This window comes from Litoribacillus peritrichatus (assembly GCF_039537985.1).
GTDB lineage: Bacteria > Pseudomonadota > Gammaproteobacteria > Pseudomonadales > Litoribrevibacteraceae > Litoribacillus > Litoribacillus peritrichatus.
In genome coordinates this window covers 1,379,814-1,398,406 of the sequence record NZ_BAABBN010000004.1, presented here as the reverse complement: position 1 = coordinate 1,398,406, position 18,593 = coordinate 1,379,814, and the positions used below count along the sequence as shown (strand labels likewise).

The window sequence follows — 18,593 nt, the reverse complement described above, 5'->3', positions numbered from 1 at the left end:
AAGCATAAAATTTCTGTTTCATAAAATCCGTCTATACTGGATATCAAAGCTCTATAAAGGAATTGAATTCGGTTCGCTGTTTAAGTCTAGAGCTTTGGAAGAGAGCATGCTTTATAAAGCCTTGAACACTTTGCACTATGTATTGAATAGGGCGAGCTTGCATGCTCTCATTCAGTGAGATTTTCGTACTTGAACATGTTTAAGCAAATATATCCTTCATCAAATAAACTGACTGAATAACCGCTTACAGATGAACATATGAACTTCATTAACACGAGACTCATAAAATTAGGACCTTCATGTAGATAGATATATTGCATCCTTATTGGAAGCAAATCAGCCGATCTTAGGAGAGAATAATGAGTAAACACGGCACTATTGTAGCTTTGGTTATTGGTGTCTTAGTCGTCGGTCTTGGATATTTCGTCTTCTCAAAATCAGCCTCGACTGTTCGCACGCTTGGTGTAATAACGAACTTTGAAGGAAAAAATTCTCAGTCGTCAATTGATGCCTTTAAAAGCGTCAAGCTAGCCTATGAAGAATTCAAACAAAAGCACCCAAATCTTAATTTGGAGATACTTTCAATAGATAATAGTGATGACCCTCAGAAATCCAAAAGTGCCTATGAGACGTTAAAGAATAAAAGCGATTTCATCATGATTATTACTACATCTACGGCGTTTTTAGCTATTTATGATGAAGTAACAAAAAACGCAGATACGCTTCATATGATTGTCGGCCCAACGACCACTGTCATTAGTGATAAAGATGATAACGTCATCAGAAATACAGTAGATATGGTTGCAGAACAAAAAAGCATCGCTACCCATTTCAATAATAGGAATGTGAATGAAGTACTGGTCATCCAGGAAAGGGAGAAAAATCAAAAATACACTGACGCAGCATTCAAAGTATTTTCAGACGCCTACAAGGGAACCATTAAACATAGTTCGTTTTCTGCAATTGATGTTGACCTTACCGCTCCCTTTCAAAAGTTAGAGGAAGTTGGATTTGAAAACGTCTATATTTTAGCTGGCGGTACACCCAGGGAAGTAGGGATCTTAATTCAAAATATTCATAAAATGAATGCTGATGTGAATACCGTCACGACACCTTGGGTTCGCGGAGCATTTCTCATTGAAGCAATCGGTAAATATACAGATAAAGTCTTTATTCCAGGGCACGTATCCACCAACAATGTTGCATACCAAGCGTATGTGAAGAGTTTTCAAAATCGATATAATTATTTACCAGCCTATCAAGCTCCCCTAACTTATGATGCTGCACGAGTCTTATTGGAGGCTATCTATAACACGAAAGAGACAAATTCAGATGCACTAAAAAAATACATTCTTTCCAACACGTATGAGGGAACCACAGGGAGGATTCAGTTCAATAAATTTGGTGATGTGGATGGAGGGTTATTCTTTTATCATATAGACGGTAAGGATTATGTTCTTGGCCAATAAAACAAGAACGCTGAAACGCCACTCTTTGATTATCGATCTTTCTCTAGTCTTTCTCATACTGGCGATCTTTTGGATGATTATAGTGGATTCCAAAAAAAGCTTACTGATTCAAAAGGAGTTGGAACACCGCCGTCTGATAGTAAGTATGAATGAGGTGATTGATAGCTTTATCATAAGAGAGATAGGGCAGGTTCAAATAGCATTGCCTTATTTGGAGCATGCCTCACTTCAGACTGACGAAGATCAGTCAGCTTTTCGAAAACTGGCATCTTTAGAAGCCGTGTTCAGTGTCGATAGTAACGCACTTGTTAAAAAGGTTTTTTTTAATAAATATGGCAAAAAATATGTTGAGTCTATAGATCTGTCTTCAAGCAAAATCAATGGCTATATTTTGGAAGCCATCAATTCTAAACTTCGAGTTATTACCCCAATTTATGTTTCTGTTATCTCGGGTAAAGAAGTTTTTGGATTTCTCTTTCCCTCTAAAACCGGAGTTCTCATCGCTGAAGTAGATGTCAATGGTTTGTTCACAATCATAGACCAAACGGGTTTATTAAACTTATATGAAAGTGTAATTTTTTTGCTCCTCAAACCTGACTCTAATGAGATCATTTATCGTTCATCGAGAGAAAAATACCCATATCGGGAGTTCTTACCAGTCGATGAAGAGCAAATCATACTAAACGATGAACGCTATTATTTTAATACTCAGATACTAAAAGACCTAAACATACAAATCGTTGTGCTAACGCCTGAAGAATTCTATCGAGGGTATTTTGATATCATACGGAAGTATTTTGTATTTTTGATTGTTTGTATGTTGTTTTTCTATCTTTTGAGAGGCTTCTGGGGGAAAAAATATTTTTATGACCCGTTAAATACGTTCTTAAAAACAACGGAAAAAGATAGGATGTCTGAAGTCTCTTTACAATCACCTTACCAAGAGTGGATTGCTTTTGAAGAGGCCTATAACAGTGCCCGCACTGCGCTCAGTCAAAGTCAAGACGCTCTTAGCCAGTCCAGTCAAGAGCTTGAAAAAGCGATAAATCAACTCATCCAGGCAGAAAAGCTGGCCACACTGGGACAATTGGTACCCACCGTCGCTCATGAAATCGTCAACTCAGTCAGTTTTGTCAGTACCACCCAGCATAATATTATTCATAAGCTCAATGAGCTAGAGTCTTTTTTTAATACACTCATCGGTAATGATCCAAAAGTAGCTAAAATTTCAGGACAAGTTAAAAAACAAATTGAAGATATTCGTAAGCCAATAATGGATGTAAAAACCACCACACAGAGTATTCTTAATATTACTCAAGCGTTGCGCAAAGCTAGCCGTTTTGATGAAGAGCCCGTTGAAAACGTTTCACTGAAGAACATTATAAAAGAATGCCTACTGATTTTATCCGGAAAAACAAAGCATCACTCCATTGAAACCCATTTTTCTGACATCCCGCTCATCACGTGTTTTCCAAGCCAAATAGGACAAGTTGTAACCAATTTGATCGTTAATGCAGTTGACGCGATTGATGAAGCAATAATGAATCATGACGGGACAATACAAGGGTTTAAAGGAAAAGTAATATTAACCTTACTTGTTGAAGACAGAGATGAGGTTGAAGGGATTTGTTTGCAAGTTGAAGATAATGGACAGGGAATACCGGCTGAGATCCGGGATAAAGCTCTGGAAGCATTCTTTACTACAAAACCGACGGGTTTAAGCACCGGGTTAGGCTTGGCCATTTGCTATAAGATTGTTCAAAAGCACCAAGGAACTTTGAAAATAAGTGATTCCGAGCTTCTGCGAGGCGCTTGCCTTGAGGTTTGGCTCCCGGTTAAAGCACTGACTATACGTCCTGACCCTTAGCACTTGAAGCTCGCTCCAAATTGTCGGAATCCACATAGAGTTCATCCGTAGTGCGGATACTCCCATGCCCTAAGTCTGCTTGTACATGCGCAAGTTCTCGGCCAGCAGCAACTTCCATTGACGCCCCCGTATGCCTTAACCAGTGAGTGGTGGCCGCCCTGAGTTCAGAGGCTTCAACTTCAAAGCCATCATTCAATAATGCATCACAGCTTTGTGTGAATGCATATTCAACGATATTGCGTAGCTGCCTGCTGCCAATGCCACGATTCCGCACTCTGGATTCGATCACCGGTTCTGAAGATTCTTTAGAGGGAAGGGGGGATAAGCCTCTGTATTCCCGATAACGTTTGAGAAACTGGAGGTATTCATTAGAAATGGATACGTCTCGTTCTTTGGCGCCTTTTCCATACGTGCGGTACCACCAGTTACCTTCATGATCCCGGTGGTAATGAGACATCATGGGTAACCAATTAGGGCGCTCTGCCAGTTCAGATATACGCAGCTTAAGTGATTTTAGAGTTGCGATAACAAAAAGGGTTCTTTCATGCTGTGGATCAGCGTTCGCAATGGCTATTGAAGTATTGAGCAGATATTCCCACTGCAGTTCAGACAAGCGTTTAGCCGTATTGACACCGGTTTCCTGACGCAGATAGGGACAGTTTTTCTTTACAATAGATATTTGGTTACCAGCTGCGTAGTCCTCAGCCATAAGGTAGTTGAAATAAACACTAAGATTGGAAAACAAACCCTGCCAGGATTTGGTATTCAAACGTCCCTTGCCAGCTCCGGCTGAGCGGAAAGGGCGCCAGCGTTCGTTCGGTTCCCGCAGACCATTAACAGTAATGAAACGTCTTTCGGTATTGTCTGCTTGCCAGTTAGAATCGGGCTTAGCCACAAAGTCAGTGTATTCTTCAAGATCACGTCTGCGAAGATCCACTACGGATTTACGCTTTACCAGCCAGGACCATAAAAGCAACCTTTCAGCGTCACCACGAAACTTGTCGTAGGTGTCCTGGCTTTTCTTGCTGTAACTTGTAAGGAAGTCTTTGGTATAGCGATAGTCATCCATCGCTTTTTCTATATTGAGACCAAGAACAAATTTTTCAACAGCGGGCGACTGATCAGAAAATACTGCGTTTCGGGGGATCTGGTTAAAGAATTTAGCAGAATCAAACAGCGGTAAGCCGGGAAACAGGGTTTTCGACACAAGCAACAAGCCTAAGACAGTGATAGAAAAGTAACAGTGAGTATAAGATCAAACACTACGAATTACCAGTAGTGTCTACTACTGGTAATTGTGGGTATGTGTAAATACCCCTGTACTTACATCGATCATTGCTTGAATCTGTGGCTTTGAAGTAAGTTCTACCGGACGGAAATCATTTAGATAATTTAATGAAAAAACATCGCCAAACAAAACTACAAACTGCCTTCATCTCCAAACTAATTGCACAGCAATGAACATGGCCCCTGAAGCTTGTGAAAAAATATACGGAATCTTGCTGGAACCTTATAAGTAAAATGAAGGAAATAGCAGGTCTAATGATCCGTTAGGTTTTTCATTGATCCAATGACAACAGAAGACAAAAATAGAGACTTCTTACGTCTTAGAAATAATCTTGGCCAATAAGTCGGGCAGAGCTTACGGCAATCATCTTTCGTAAATGATTGCTAGTAGTTGTCGGTAATTGCTGATTCACCAAAATTTCTTCAACACAAAAAGAATTTATCAAATAGGCCTGAACCAAGCATCAAGCATTGAGATATCACGTAGTGTCTTTTCTATAGGTAAGGAGAGTGCGACGTTTGTGTAATTACTCACGAAACTTCATTTCCAGGCAATCTCCGCACGATCATTTAAAAGCTATGCGCCTGGTTTCCAACTTCAGTAATTCGAGTAAAAACCTTAGAGCTGTATGCAAGCATTCAATAAAGCAAGCAGGGCTGTGGGTTACAACTCTATCTACTTAAGAGGGATTGTATCTGCACATACATAATTTAACATAATATATATTATGCGCACTTAGATATGAGGTAAGTATTTGATTAAATTAAGGTATTTATCAATGACTTTGTCAGATTATGAAATGAATGGTTATGAGTATTAATGCCGTCGAACAGTGTTCTTTTGAAAATCAAAAAAACACCCTGAGGCTACAGATAGATAAAAGCGAGCTTAGTTTGCGTGATACAAAATAAGAAACTTCCAGTGATTACAATCACTATCGTTCAAGTTGCTGCCATTGCATGATCAAAAACACACTAAATAATTTAGACGTTTTTGATCATGCACTGGGTCATGTATTGGTGGTTGTTAGGATATGAGATGCAACTCCTGAAAAACGATTATGATTACATTTCAGAAACTCAGCCCCTCAAGCATCGTCCGGTTCACTTCCTTCAGGAAGTTGTTCTGGTAAATCAGCAACGGCCGGGCTTCTTCTTCGACGTGCTTTTGCCGGCACCATAGAGCGCATGGATTCCATCTTACCGAAACACAGTAATTTATCGTCCGATTCTAATACGCGATCTCTACGAGGGTTCGGAATGACTTTATTCCCTCGGTATAGAGTCAGAACATTAATATCCTGCTCCTGAATCTGAGTTTCTTGAATGCTCTTACCAACAAATTTTGAGCCTTCGGGTATATAGATTTCTCCGATACCATAGCCCTTACTGACAGTGAGTCGTTGGCGAACATCAATTTCAGGGAAGTCGACCTGAGCGGCAATGTACTCAATAATTGCGCCCGCCACGTCAAGCCCAGTACAGGTTTCAATGCCTTCCAGGCCTGGTGAGGAGTTTACTTCCATAATTTGAGGGCCGGTTTTGCCTTCCAGCATATCTACACCCGCAACCTGCAATCCCATAATCTGAGCAGCACGAACAGCGGTTTCTTTATATTCATCCGATAGTTCTACCGCTTCTGCAATACCCCCACGATGGACATTGCTCCTAAACTCCTGTCCTTGTGCCACTCGCCTCATAGCAGCAACGACCCGGTCACCAACCACAATGGCTCTTATGTCTTTACCTTTGCTTTCGGCAACAAACTTCTGAATCAGCACATTTTGTTTCTGGCTTTGCAGCAGTTCGATAATAGATTCTGCCGTATTGACCGATTCCGCTAACAGTACGCCTATTCCCTGTGTTCCTTCGATCAGCTTAATAATGACTGGAGCACCACCCACGCGCTCAATGGCAGGAAGCACATCCTTTTTATCACGAACAAAAGCGGTTCTGGGAATACCTATCTGGTGTCGGCTTAATAGCTGGAGGCTTCGCAATTTGTCTCTGGAGTTACTGATCCCGTGAGCTGTGTTTGCACAAAATACATCCATTTCCTGAAACTGACGAACAACAGCAGTCCCATAATACGTGATAGACGCGCCAATTCTGGGCAGAACTGCATCGTAATCACTCAAAACTTTCTGTTTAAAGTGTAAATCCGGCACCCCTCTTTGCAAATCGATCGCAAATTTCAAGGTGTTTAATACTTTAACTTTGTGCCCTCTTTGCTTGGCCGCCTCTTTTAAGCGTTGAGTGCTGTATGATCTGGGGCCGCATGACAAAATTGCTAACTTCATGTCGTCGATTCCTTGATTTTTCAACTAGGCAAGGTCTTATAAAGTCACATTTAAGGCCTACACAGTTTTGGTTAGATTGTTTTCATATTAAAAATACTAGACGGTGATTGACCTAATTACGAACTGCTTTGGTTATTCAAATTCGCCAATACCTTCCAGTAACCGGCCTAACACATCGGCGCCAGTAATCACTCTTTTATCCGTTTCACCCCAAACAAGAACCAAGTCGTAATTAAGGACATCCGTTGAGTGCTCATCCAGGTTTGTGGATTGTTTGAGCTCACTAAGGGCTTTACCAAGAGTGTAGTTTTCATCTCTTATGACAACAGGCCGGTGACAAAACGCATAACCATCCGTGTTCTTGTTATTAAACATGAGCGAGCGTAAATAGCCGTCGGCGTCCAAAACCAATTGAGGCTGCTGTTTTTCACTGACAAGAACAACCCATTTATGGCCAGATGCATTGACCTCTGTAACAAACTTTTCCCTTTCTGGGCTATCTGCCTCCGGTAGGATTGGCAGGTCTAACTTGCAAGGCAGCTGTATAATGCTTTTAGGGTCGAGAACCTCCCCTTCATCCATGACTGAAATCTTATCAATTTCTAAAAAATTTAAGGCACCCAACCCCTCTACATGCACGACGTCTGCTTCATTTGCTTCTGCATGAGCAGTTATGATGGCTTTGAGTTCTTCCTCCCGGAAGTAGGTAATCCCTTCTTTGCCCAGCCATCCGTCCAGCATGATTGCTGTAGGCCGAGCGACAATAAATAATACTTTTTGATAGAACTTAATGATTGGTGTTAGAAGTGAAGCCATTTTCAGAGCATTGCGTGAAAAATAGGCTTGTGGAAATATTTCACCCAAAAAAGTAATGGCAATCGTTGAAAACAAGAATGAGTAAATGCCTGCAAGCGTCGACTCAGACAGAAGCGTCAGCAATACATTAATGGAGACATTGCCCCATAAAATAGTTGCTAATAAGAAGTTGGAATCCTCACGCATGGTCAATATCTTCTTAGCGGCATTGTTGCCCTGTTTGACTTCAACTTCCAGTTGAAGACGACTCATGCTAAAGAAAGCCAGGTTAAGCCCTGAAAATACGGCGCTGTGTAAAATACAAACAGCAATTCCGCCCCAGATTAAGAAATCAGCACCAAAAGAGAAAATTGAATTCATGGTTCAGCCTTAAATAAATATGCCTTTTGCATTGTGTCCTGAGTATCGCAGTTATGATTACTGATCATTCCATTGGTGACCTGCGCCCAAGTACTTTTCAAAGATACGTAAAATTCTACCGTCGTTTTTCATGTTTAATATTATTTCATCGTAGCGTTGACTGATGGATTGAATATCCGGGTACTTTGTCGATTTGGAAAATACATTGTAGTAAGGTTTATTCTTGATAACTTTTGGCAGGTAGGTGATTTGGCTCAGAGCCTCTGATTCCTTTGCTTCAAAGATGGTGCTTACAGTGGGAAGAGGTATGGCATCAAACCGTTTTGCAAGCAGCATTCTCAGTTCTAGCCCTGTTCTGGGCACCTGTATAAACTTTAAGCCAGAATTCAAAAACTCTTCAGTGTAGGACACATCTTTCACTACCCCAATATTCAGCGACGTTAAGTCTTGATAGTTGGTGAATTGTATTTTTCCAAGATCCTCATTTCTGATAAATAAGTTCCAGGAAATATCGATGAAACTTTGATCTGGATATATTAGATAGCGTTGCCGTTCAGCGTTTTTTGAATACAGCATCGCCATTTGAATCCGCCCTGCTATTAGTTCAGCCTGTATACGTGAATCTGAATCGACAATTTTGAAAATAGGCTTTATGGATAACTCATCAAAAACTTCTTTTAGTACGTCCACTACTATCCCTTTCACCTCATTTTTGTCTCCCTCATGATATTTATAAGGCGGGTCATTAGTGCCAAAGATTATGAAGTCCTTCGCCTGCAAGGGGCTTGCGGCGAGTATGAAAACGATAAAAGCTATCCATATTGATTTCACAACAAAATCCCCATTATCAATATCATTTTTGACAAGAGCTTATCGACGGATCGCGTGTTAATACGAACTGATCTTTTCCTGACTTTTTGGCCTCGTACATAGCCATATCAGCCTGCTTTAATTCTTTTTCTAGATCCATTTCAGGGGTTGCTTGTTGAACATTTATCCCAAGACTCGCAGTAATAGCGAGGGTATGCCCTGCTTCTGTTCTGAGCTTTATGTCTCTGATTGAACTCAACAACCTGTGAGACATTGCTTCAGCATCCGAGGTTTGAGATATGGCGACAGCAAACGCAAACTCTTCCCCACCAAATCGACAATAGGCATCATCTATTCTGAAAAGATGAGTAAATACCTCCGCCAACTTAACCAAAACAGCATCGCCCACGTCGTGACCATAGGTATCGTTTAACACTTTAAAGTTATCAATGTCGATTAATCCCACAGCAACCAAGGAGTCTCTGCGACTGCAGGCTGAAAACAACTTATTGGCCTGATCGATGAAGAACCTGCGATTTGGGATATTTGTCAGTGGGTCAAAAAATGCAATTTTCTCTAATTTAGCCTTGGCTTTTTGAAGCTCTAAAGTCCGTTCTTCAACGAGCGTTTCCAGGTTACGTTTCAGTTCTTTGAGATCTTTGTTTCTTTGTTCGAGCTGTTCTTGGTGAAATTTACGCTCTGAAATATCACGCTCGATAGCAGCAAAATGAGTAACTTCTCCGTATTTATTTTTGAGAGGAATGATGTTCATTTCAACCCAATAAGGCCTTCCTGTTGAGTCGTAGTTAAGCAGAGTTTCAGTGACAGGTAAGTTATCCTCAAGCGCTTTATGAATGCGTCTTTTGGCATCATTATCAGTGAGTGTGCCTTGTAAAACTCGTGGTGTCTCTCCAATAATGTCTTGTTTTTTATAGCCCGTAAGTCTTTCCAGGGCTTTGTTTACATAGACAATTTTTGGGCCTGTGGGCGATTTGATGTCTTCGGCCTCTGTCACAATTACTACGTCTTGAGTATTTTCAACAATATCCTGAAATGAGAATAACTCTTTTGAATCCGATACATCTGTGAAGGTGACAATGATAAAACTATTGTTGTCTTTCGACGTGCCTTCCAGATAAGCATTGACCATCACCCAGCTAATTTCAGCTCTGGAGCTGTCGATGATACCAATGACTTCATTCGACAGTCTGTCGTTGGTACGCTTTACCTTATTGACCGGATAGTCATCTATAAGCAGTTTTTTGCCCGCATCATCAAGAAAACTCCACTGAGGATCAAATGCGTCTTTTCCAATCATTTGTTCATAATTCAATCTTAAAAGCCGAAGCGCAGTCGGGTTGGCATAAACGATTGAGGTATCATAACGATGAATGACAACGCCAATATGGGCATGTTCGAGCAGCGTTTTTAAGTTTAGTTCGTTAATGTCACTCATCATGCTGTTATGCACCAAAAATACGGATTACATTTAGCATAGTTCTATTAATGTAAAGTTCTATTAATGCGGGAATGAACACCCTTCACTTCCATTTTTTAATGTATATTAGGTTTGATAAAGGAATGTCATTGCTCAGATCAGGTTAGTTATCTGAGTACTTCTGGAGAATGTTCTGAACGATGAGTAAGTTTAATCTTTTTGGTCACCTTTCTGCTTCGCCAACGAAACCGAAGCACAATCAGAAAACCAAGGCGTTTGACGTCGCCGACCTATACAGTGGCCCATTTGGCTCAGAGGCAGATCAACCTTCGTCTCACGCCCAAAGTTTGGATGAGAAGTTAAGACAGGCGTATTTCTGGATAGTAAACAACGCTATTATTAGCCCCCATTATGACATTGAATACAACGATAAACCGCCTCAACAATTTCGTACCGGAGACAGCAACAGCGTTGTTAACTTGCCTACAGAGCAATCGTATTCCAGTTTTATCTTATTACCTCTGTTAACATTTGCTACCCAAAGTAAATGCCTGTTTATTGGTGGTCCTGGTCGAGGAAAAACAGCCAGCGCTTTACTTATGGGCGTTTTGGGTGGATACACAACCAAAGAAATCAAGCGTTCTATGCAGCACGGCCACCCTCAAATGACGGTCGCTGATTTACTCGGAAACCCGTTACCTTCAGATTTAGCCTCAGCACAAGCCATCGAAGATATACGCATTTCGTGGCGTAAATGGCTTGGGATGCGAGTAAAAATCGTAGATGAATACAACCGGATTCCTACCCGAACCCAGAGTGCTTTACTGACCGTGATGGGTGATAACTATGCAGAACTTTACAATCAGGTTTATGAGTGCCCGGATGCGGCCTGGTATTTGACGGCGAATGACGATGCTGGAGGTGGAACCTATCAGGTAATCGAAGCCTTAAAAGATCGTATAGATGTCGTTGTTCAAGCCTTGTCGTTCAACCCTCGTTTTTTAAACCAGTTACTACTGCGTATTGAAGAAGGTCTTAAACCGGAAGAAATGGTGCCTTCACAAATTATTTTTTCAAAAGATGAAATTCAAGAAATGTCTTCTGCCATCAGGACGATTGAAGTGCCTGAGGATATTCGTCGTAGAATTGAGTTTTTCAGCAGTCACTTTGAATACTCTGAGTTTTCAGCTTCCCAGTTTGAATACAAAACCAAAGATACCTCCAGACTTTCTGGGGTGCCGGCTCATACGCTCGTAGCGATGGATACAGGACGAGACAGACTTAAAGATCTGGGCTGTCAAACACTGAATGGCATTTCTGTTCGATCGCTGATGTCCTTATTGCAATTCGCAAAAGCTCTGGCTTACTTCCGGGGAAACCAAACAGTTGAGTTAAATGACGTACGCCAAGTACTGCCGTATGTCTTCCATTCCCGGTTATTCGCAGATATCAATGCGCCCTTTTTTGATCTTCCTGAGAACGGCTTTTTCAGAAGCGACAAAATTGGTTGGTTAAGGCATTTATTTGATGAGTCGTGCAATGAGTATGAACGACTCCGTCTAGACAGTAAGGACCCGGTTCAAAGCTTGTCCGATGAATTTGATGAAGGGCTCGATGGCGTCTCGCAAAAACAAGCTCAAAAGCGATTGAATCGTATCGAGTCCGAGATTTCCAAGTTGATCCATGGAAAAAAAATGTACGGCCATATTTATGAGGATGTCGTTAAACTCAAATACCTCCATCAAAGATACACCAATTACCTTAAATGGCTTGAGTCCTGAGTTGCTATCGTGAAGTCGATTTTATTAAAACAAATTTTCGAGACTGAAAGACAATTTTGTAATCAGGCGGTATCTCAGGCGAAACACCAATCACCATTGTTGGAAATATCAGACTTCCAGTGGTTTTTAACCGCGTGTTTAGATCCGTTAATGGTTCATTATGACACGGTAGATTTCGAGGAGGCCAAGGCAGTCGCTCTCAGTGGTTTTCAGCATGGTTTAGAGCTGACGGGCCTGAACTGGTTTAAGCAGCCGGAAAGAAAAGACTTGATATTGAATACCTGGAATACCTTGTTTCCAAACCTCTTGCTTTTGGTATCAAAACATCCGGGAATGATATTCTCTCAAACCAGTAACCTGTATAGCCACCTTCTTACATTTGGCGATCTTTACCCTAAGAATTGGCTAACATTGATGGTGCAGGTCTCTTCCACTTCCATTCTTGATTCACCGAAAATGTATCAATCTGCCGGTTTCGCTGCGGCCTGGTTGTCTGGTTTGGTTCACTTAAGAGATCCTGCACTCAAGGAAGTACATTCGCTGCCCTCTGACATTGTAATGTCACTGTTTAAGATCACAGAGCCAAACAAGGTTGATGACTTTTTAACAAGGCTGAATGAAAACCGTTGGATATCCACGTATGACAGTCACCCTTCACGCTTGCTTACGTCCTCTTATCAGCCACAAATCAGAGTTGGTCAGAACAGTCACTTAGGGGGCGATTTTCCTGAACCTCCGACAGTCTATGCTTCAGAAAATCAGTTGTTGGTAAAATCTGGTTCCTTAGTTTGGCGACTTTATGCGGATGCATTTGGGGCGACGATGATTCTCGCGCATTTGGAAGATCTGACAAACCTGCCCGACATGGCTAATCACCCTGACATTTTGGCAGGTTTCAGCTCCCTCACAGAACTGGAGGACCTTCGAGCCTTCTCTTCTGTCGCATGTTTAACGGATACTTTGGCGTTGACCTCTGAAGATTCATTTTCAGTGATAATAATGAGCCTGCCTTATATTGAGCCCGAGGGTTAACCCATGCAGAGATCAGAACCAAACTTGGCTCATTGGGAACAAGCCTGGCAAAAAGCCTTGTCTTTATGGAGTAAGTACACAAAGTTAAGACCACCAGTTCTTTGTGAAACTCAAATTGAAGCAGCCAAAGAAGGGTTGACCGGAAGTTTTGCCATGATTCGGTTATCCGATCAAACGGTAGTGATAGATCTTGTGGCCATTACACAGTTTAAACTTCAGGATTATGCGGTCGAGATATTGGCGCATGAAATTGGGCATCATATCTTATCACCGGCTTCCGTCTCAGATCATGCAAGAATGATTGCCCGGATATATGCCAACCTTCCTACTCTGGAAGAGCACGCAGGCATGGTTGCTAACCTTTACACAGATTTACTGATTAATAATCATTTGAAACGACAGTGCGACCTGAAAATGGATGATATTTATCGCCGTATTAATGCGAGTACTTTTCAGAATTCAAGCAGCGCTCAAAATACAGAAAACGTTCAAAATCACCCAAGCAGCCGTATTTGGCAGTTATATATGCGAATATACGAACATCTCTGGCAGCTAAAACGGGGCAGTTTGGGCGCTGCTTTCTATGAAAATTCAGTAGAGAGCACAAACAACGAAAGAGAGGATATATTGGAGGGCGATGCATGGTTAGGTGCCCGAATCATCAAAGTATATGCAAGTGACGCTTTGAAGGGCGCTTCTCGATTTGCTTCACTACTGCTGCCCTATCTTGCTGAAGAACGTGAAATGTCGGAACAAATTGCAAAGTTAATGGATACCCGACACGCCGCAACCGGGCAGTTTCCATCTGGCTTAATCAACAGTGATTCAGAAGAAAATGACACTGTTCACCCTTCCAATGATCCGAGTCTGGTGGGTGAACAATTATCGAATACATCCGGCCAAAAAAACCAAGGCGAACCTCTTTCAGTTTCACCCGAGAACACATCCAGTGCAGGTCAATACAGAGATCCTTTTCATTATGGGCAAATCTTAAAATCTGCGGGGCTGACCCTTTCCGATCATGATATCGCCATACGCTATTACCGCGAGCGAGCCATGCCTTTGTTGGTTTCCTTCCCATCCAAAAGTCAGCCTGTTAAAGCTGAGTTAATTCCGGAAGGCACCACCTTGTGGGAACCCGGTGAACCCATGGAAGACATTGACTGGTTTGGAACTCTTTCGAGCAGCAGTACGGTGATTCCCGGTGTAACAACGGTTAAACGAGAATGGGGATATGCGGAAGAAAACGAACCTGACATTGAACCATGCGACCTGGATCTTTATGTGGACTGCTCCGGCTCCATGCCAAATCCACAACAAGAAATCTCCTATACTGCATTGGCAGGCACAATTCTTTGTTTGTCGGCTTTGCGGGCTGGCGCTTCGGTTCAAGTAACATTATGGAGTGGTACAAACCAATTTAAAACCACTGAAGGTTTTGTAAAAAATGAGCATCAAATTTTAAATGTGCTCACTGACTATTTCGGAGGCGGAACCGCCTTCCCTATTCATATTTTAAGAAAAACACACATTGAGCAACAACGGTTACGAGATACACACATCGTCATTCTTTCCGACGATGGTGTGACCACCATGTTCGATCAAGATGAAAACGATGTATCAGGTTGGAACATTGCTGAACAAGCATTACAAAATGCAAATGGCGGAGGCACTATGGTGCTGAACCTTAATTGGGACTACCCTGCCGTCACGCCGGACAATTGGATGAAGAAAGACCATGATCTCCTGGTTAGGGCAGAACAGGATCAACAATGGTCTGTTTATCCTGTTTCTTCCTGGGAGGCCATGGTGCAATTTGCAAAGCACTTCAGCCAGAGACATTATGAGGTCTCCAATTCATGAAAGACGAGTTTTCCCGAGCTGCATCAGAGCCGGACGGGCCAGATATAAACCACTTACACCATCGTCTGACCGATACCCCCAAAGCGTGGCAGGATCAAACCGTACCAGCGTATTTTTATCCAATGCTTCATGATGTTGTGTTTCGTCATTGTCCGCACGTTAAAGCGCATGACCTTGTTGAATTTCAAAAGCCCCTGCAACAGCGAAACTGGTACCGCATCAGCTTGCTTATTTTGTTTTTTATTTCCGATGATTGTTTTGCTCAATACAGGCTTTCACTAACAGATGTCATTGCGTTATTGCATCAAACCGCAAAAGAACTCTCGGATGCAGGGTCGAATCGTGTTTATATTAATGACGTTGATCGCCGTGAAGAGTTTATTCGAGTGGTTCTTCATTCGCTGAATTTACGACCAAAAGGTGAAACGCCGACTCAAGCCGAAGACAGACTTCAGGCCGCGAGCTCTACTGAACGATTCAAAGTACTTCAGGCTTCAAAATCTGCTGAAGAGCGAGCACGAAAGTTAAGAGTCGCACTTGCAAAGCAAAAGGCAAAAGAGGCCGCAGATAAGATGACCAGAGAATAATATGGCCATGACTCTCGCGCCTTGGGCTGATATCGAAAGAATGCCAACCTTAAATGAAGAAAGTGCGGAACGGTTACGATCACTGATTGACCAGCCCCATGCACCAACGTTCAATAATCGGTCCGGCCATCACCTGAACAAAGACGACCTAGAAACGCTTAAAAACTATACCAAACGAGAAATGCAGAAATCAGCATCCCCTATCATCGATCAAAATGACTGGATGACTGATTTTATCGAGTATTGCCTTACGAAAGTGCCCTTTTATCAAGATTACTTGAAAGGGTTAAATAACCTATCGGACATGCCTGCGGTTGACCGAGCTGAACTCAGTAAAGACATAACGAAGTTCATCCCAAATGATTTACCTATTGATCAACTCATTGCGTATGAAACCTCAGGGACCACAGGCCACCCCTTGCTGATTCCTTCACACCCAACCGTTGCCGCAAGGTACAGCTGTTACCATAAAAAGGCGCTTAGCTGGAATAATGTAAACACCGAAGAATTTGAAAGTGACTTAGCCATAATGCTGGCCGGTTACCAAGAGAAGTGTTTTACCTACGCATCCATCTCTCCTTACTTGAACAACAAGGGGCTTGTGAAACTCAACTTCCACCCTAATGATTGGCTCAAGTCATCTGACCGACAAAAATACATTGATATTAATAAACCTGATTTAATATCCGGAGATCCGGTATCATTGGACGCACTATCTGAAATACCGTTCCAACACAAACCGAAGGCATTGCTGTCAACATCAATGAGTTTGCTGGACGGTTGTCGAAACAGGCTGAAAAATCGGTTCGGTTGCCCGGTAATTGATCTTTATTCTCTCAATGAAGTTGGTCCTATCGGGTGCAGTGTTCCGGGAAAGCAAGGCTTCAAACTGCTTCAATCACAATTATTCGTCGAAGCCCTGGATGAATACGGAACGCCGCTTCCAATCGGTCAAAGGGGTGAAATAACCGTCACGGGAGGTTTCAATCATTGCCTGCCATTACTGCGTTATAAAACCGGTGATTATGGTTGCCTGGAACAAGAAGGTAATGATTGGTTTATCCGAAACCTTGAAGGAAGACCGCCGGTGCAGTATAAAACAACCCATAATGAATGGATAAATAACGTAGACATAACACACCTATTAAATAAATACCCTTTGTCTCAGTTTTCCCTTCATCAACACTCAGATGGAAGCTTGACGCTTTATTTATTATCAATGAGTTACAGTGATAAATTAAAGCAATTAATCAAAGATAAACTGGGCTTTCCAGTAACCGTTCAACCACTCTCCAAAACGGATCTCGGCTCAAAAGTAATTCAATACACCAGCGATATTTTCAGGAATCCAAAATAATGGAATATTTAGAATGGGTGGCAAATGCATTTTTTGTCGTCAGCGTTATGTTAGCAGCAAGAAACAATGTAAACACATGGTGGGTAGGCATCGTTGGCTGCATATTATTTTCGGTCTTATTTTATAAAGTACAGCTCTACGCAGATGTGACCTTAATGATTTTCTTTATGATGACCAGTATCTATGGCTGGACTTACTGGGGCAAAAACCAAGGAAAATCACACCCAATTCAAAGAACCAACCCAGTACGACTTGGGCTATTTTCTATTGCCGCTATACTCGCCACATTTGGTTACGGGGGGTTGCTGCTAAATACCACTGACGCTTATGCCCCCTTTGTAGATTCGTTTGTATTAATGTTCAGTGTCCTCGGTCAATTTTTACTCATGAATCGTCGTATAGAGACCTGGGTTTGTTGGCTGATTGTCGATACCGTGGCTGTACCACTGTACGCCTCCAGAGAGCTTTATTTAACATCCATTGTATATGCCATATTTTGGTGTAATGCCTGGTATGGGTTTTACATTTGGCTGAAAATTTATAAAAAAGAACAAGCCGGAGAAAAAGCGTGGGAAACAAGACTTACCGCCGAGGACTGATCGTTGGTAAATTTTCACCACTTCATAAAGGCCATGAGTACTTAATTGACACCGCTCGCTCACAATGCGACGAGATCATTATTATCAGCTACTCTAGGCCGGAATTTTCTTCTTGCCCTGCTGCACTCAGGACGCACTGGCTTCAAAGCCTCTACCCAAATGCGACGATACTTTGTACCGATGCCGCGCAAGTTGAAGAATGGGTCGCAAAGGGGGAGTTTGGCTTAAAAATGCCGTTTAACGATGAAGACGACAACGTTCACCGGGCATTCACTTTTGAGCTAATAGCAAAGCGGTTAAGGCTGGATGTTGACGCAGTCTACACTAGCGAAGAGTACGGAGATGGATTTGCCCGATATTTGAGTGGCAGTGAAACAGGGTTTGGTTGCCCTGTTATTCACCAATGCGTCGATCTTGAGCGTTCAGACGTTCCAGTCAGTGGAACGCAACTTAGATCCCAACCAACGTATGACAAAAAACTAATTTCAAACCTGGTTCGAAATCACTTTTCGGTTAGGAGAGTATGTTTTTTAGGTGGGGAGTCTACGGGTAAATCGACATTATCGGGCGTATTATCCAGACTCTACCAAGAACCACCAATCCAAGAATATGGACGCACACTGTGGGAACAAAATAACGGTGAATTAAACCAAGAAGACCTGATTGATATCTGCCGGGTTCAGACACACAATGAAGACAAAGCCCAGCTTAAAGCAAAGAATTATGTATTTTGTGACACATCCCCATTAACAACACTTTGCTATTCAGAAGCGATGTTTAAAACAAGACCTCAAATTATAGAGGCCTATGCTGAACGCCCTTACCACATCACTTTTTTATGCAACCCCGACTTCCCTTTCGTTCAGGACGGTACCCGTCAAGATGAATCATTTCGTCAATGGCAACACCACTGGTACATAAAAGAACTCAACAAACGACAAGTGCCTTTCATCCTGTTGTCGGGCTCGCTTGAACAACGCATCCAGCAAGTAGAAACGGCTATTTCTGATTAATTTACGATCAATTT

At 42.1% G+C, this 18,593-nt stretch carries 14 protein-coding genes and 1 pseudogene; 9 read left to right on the top strand and 6 right to left on the bottom strand.

What is annotated here, in order from left to right; translation table 11 throughout:
* The first annotated feature begins 359 nt into the window (after nt 1-359).
* Together ABD744_RS07550 and ABD744_RS07545 are read left to right on the top strand one after the other, a co-directional pair.
* Nucleotides 360-1,469 carry an ABC transporter substrate-binding protein gene (locus ABD744_RS07550; protein ID WP_344797052.1) on the top strand — a complete coding sequence of 370 codons (1,110 nt, stop codon included), beginning with the start codon at nt 360-362 and terminating at the stop codon, nt 1,467-1,469.
* Nucleotides 1,459-3,336 carry a sensor histidine kinase gene (locus ABD744_RS07545; RefSeq protein ID WP_344797050.1) on the top strand — a complete coding sequence of 626 codons (1,878 nt, stop codon included), beginning with the start codon at nt 1,459-1,461 and terminating at the stop codon, nt 3,334-3,336. The genes ABD744_RS07550 and ABD744_RS07545 overlap by 11 nt, the downstream gene beginning before the upstream one ends.
* Here the strand turns inward: ABD744_RS07545 and ABD744_RS07540 are convergent.
* The 6 genes and pseudogenes from ABD744_RS07540 to ABD744_RS07515 form a co-directional block, all read right to left on the bottom strand.
* Nucleotides 3,317-4,543: a tyrosine-type recombinase/integrase gene (locus ABD744_RS07540; protein WP_344797048.1), complete on the bottom strand. Its 1,227-nt coding sequence runs from the start codon at nt 4,541-4,543 to the stop codon at nt 3,317-3,319. The genes ABD744_RS07545 and ABD744_RS07540 overlap by 20 nt on opposite strands.
* A gap of 1,168 nt (nt 4,544-5,711) precedes the next feature.
* Nucleotides 5,712-5,984, bottom strand: coding sequence for a cation:proton antiporter regulatory subunit (locus tag ABD744_RS07535; protein ID WP_425562151.1), 273 nt, complete (start codon nt 5,982-5,984; stop codon nt 5,712-5,714).
* Between the two features lie 60 nt (nt 5,985-6,044).
* Nucleotides 6,045-6,923 (bottom strand): annotated as a pseudogene (locus tag ABD744_RS07530) (ATP-grasp domain-containing protein); the annotation flags it as partial.
* Between the two features lie 132 nt (nt 6,924-7,055).
* A complete protein-coding gene (locus tag ABD744_RS07525) occupies nt 7,056-8,099 on the bottom strand; it encodes a DUF21 domain-containing protein (protein ID WP_344797046.1) in 1,044 nt (347 codons plus the stop codon).
* Between the two features lie 57 nt (nt 8,100-8,156).
* Complete coding sequence (locus tag ABD744_RS07520; protein WP_344797045.1) at nt 8,157-8,930, bottom strand: substrate-binding periplasmic protein; 774 nt, start codon at nt 8,928-8,930, stop codon at nt 8,157-8,159.
* Nucleotides 8,931-8,952: 22 nt separating this feature from the next.
* Nucleotides 8,953-10,368, bottom strand: coding sequence for a diguanylate cyclase (locus ABD744_RS07515; protein WP_344797044.1), 1,416 nt, complete (start codon nt 10,366-10,368; stop codon nt 8,953-8,955).
* Nucleotides 10,369-10,547: 179 nt separating this feature from the next.
* On the opposite strand from ABD744_RS07515, the gene ABD744_RS07510 reads away from it, so the two are divergent.
* From ABD744_RS07510 to ABD744_RS07480, 7 genes are read left to right on the top strand one after another with little or no spacing between them, the layout of a single operon-like run.
* Nucleotides 10,548-12,128: an AAA family ATPase gene (locus ABD744_RS07510; protein ID WP_344797043.1), complete on the top strand. Its 1,581-nt coding sequence runs from the start codon at nt 10,548-10,550 to the stop codon at nt 12,126-12,128.
* Nucleotides 12,129-12,137: 9 nt separating this feature from the next.
* On the top strand, nt 12,138-13,160 hold the full coding sequence (locus ABD744_RS07505; RefSeq protein WP_344797041.1) for a hypothetical protein: 1,023 nt from the start codon (nt 12,138-12,140) through the stop codon (nt 13,158-13,160).
* A gap of 3 nt (nt 13,161-13,163) precedes the next feature.
* The gene (locus ABD744_RS07500) at nt 13,164-15,023 is read left to right on the top strand and encodes a hypothetical protein (RefSeq protein WP_344797039.1); all 1,860 of its coding nucleotides are present in this window, start codon (nt 13,164-13,166) and stop codon (nt 15,021-15,023) included.
* Nucleotides 15,020-15,610, top strand: a complete 591-nt coding sequence (locus ABD744_RS07495) for a hypothetical protein (RefSeq protein ID WP_344797037.1) — start codon at nt 15,020-15,022, stop codon at nt 15,608-15,610. Before ABD744_RS07500 ends, ABD744_RS07495 begins: the two co-directional genes overlap by 4 nt.
* Nucleotide 15,611: 1 nt before the next feature.
* Nucleotides 15,612-16,967 (top strand): hypothetical protein, encoded by a 1,356-nt coding sequence (locus tag ABD744_RS07490; protein ID WP_344797035.1) that lies wholly within the window; start codon nt 15,612-15,614, stop codon nt 16,965-16,967.
* Nucleotides 16,967-17,566, top strand: a complete 600-nt coding sequence (gene pnuC, locus ABD744_RS07485; protein WP_344797033.1) for a nicotinamide riboside transporter PnuC — start codon at nt 16,967-16,969, stop codon at nt 17,564-17,566. Before ABD744_RS07490 ends, pnuC begins: the two co-directional genes overlap by 1 nt.
* Nucleotides 17,536-18,579, top strand: coding sequence for an AAA family ATPase (locus tag ABD744_RS07480; protein ID WP_344797030.1), 1,044 nt, complete (start codon nt 17,536-17,538; stop codon nt 18,577-18,579). Before pnuC ends, ABD744_RS07480 begins: the two co-directional genes overlap by 31 nt.
* Nucleotides 18,580-18,593: the final 14 nt, after the last annotated feature.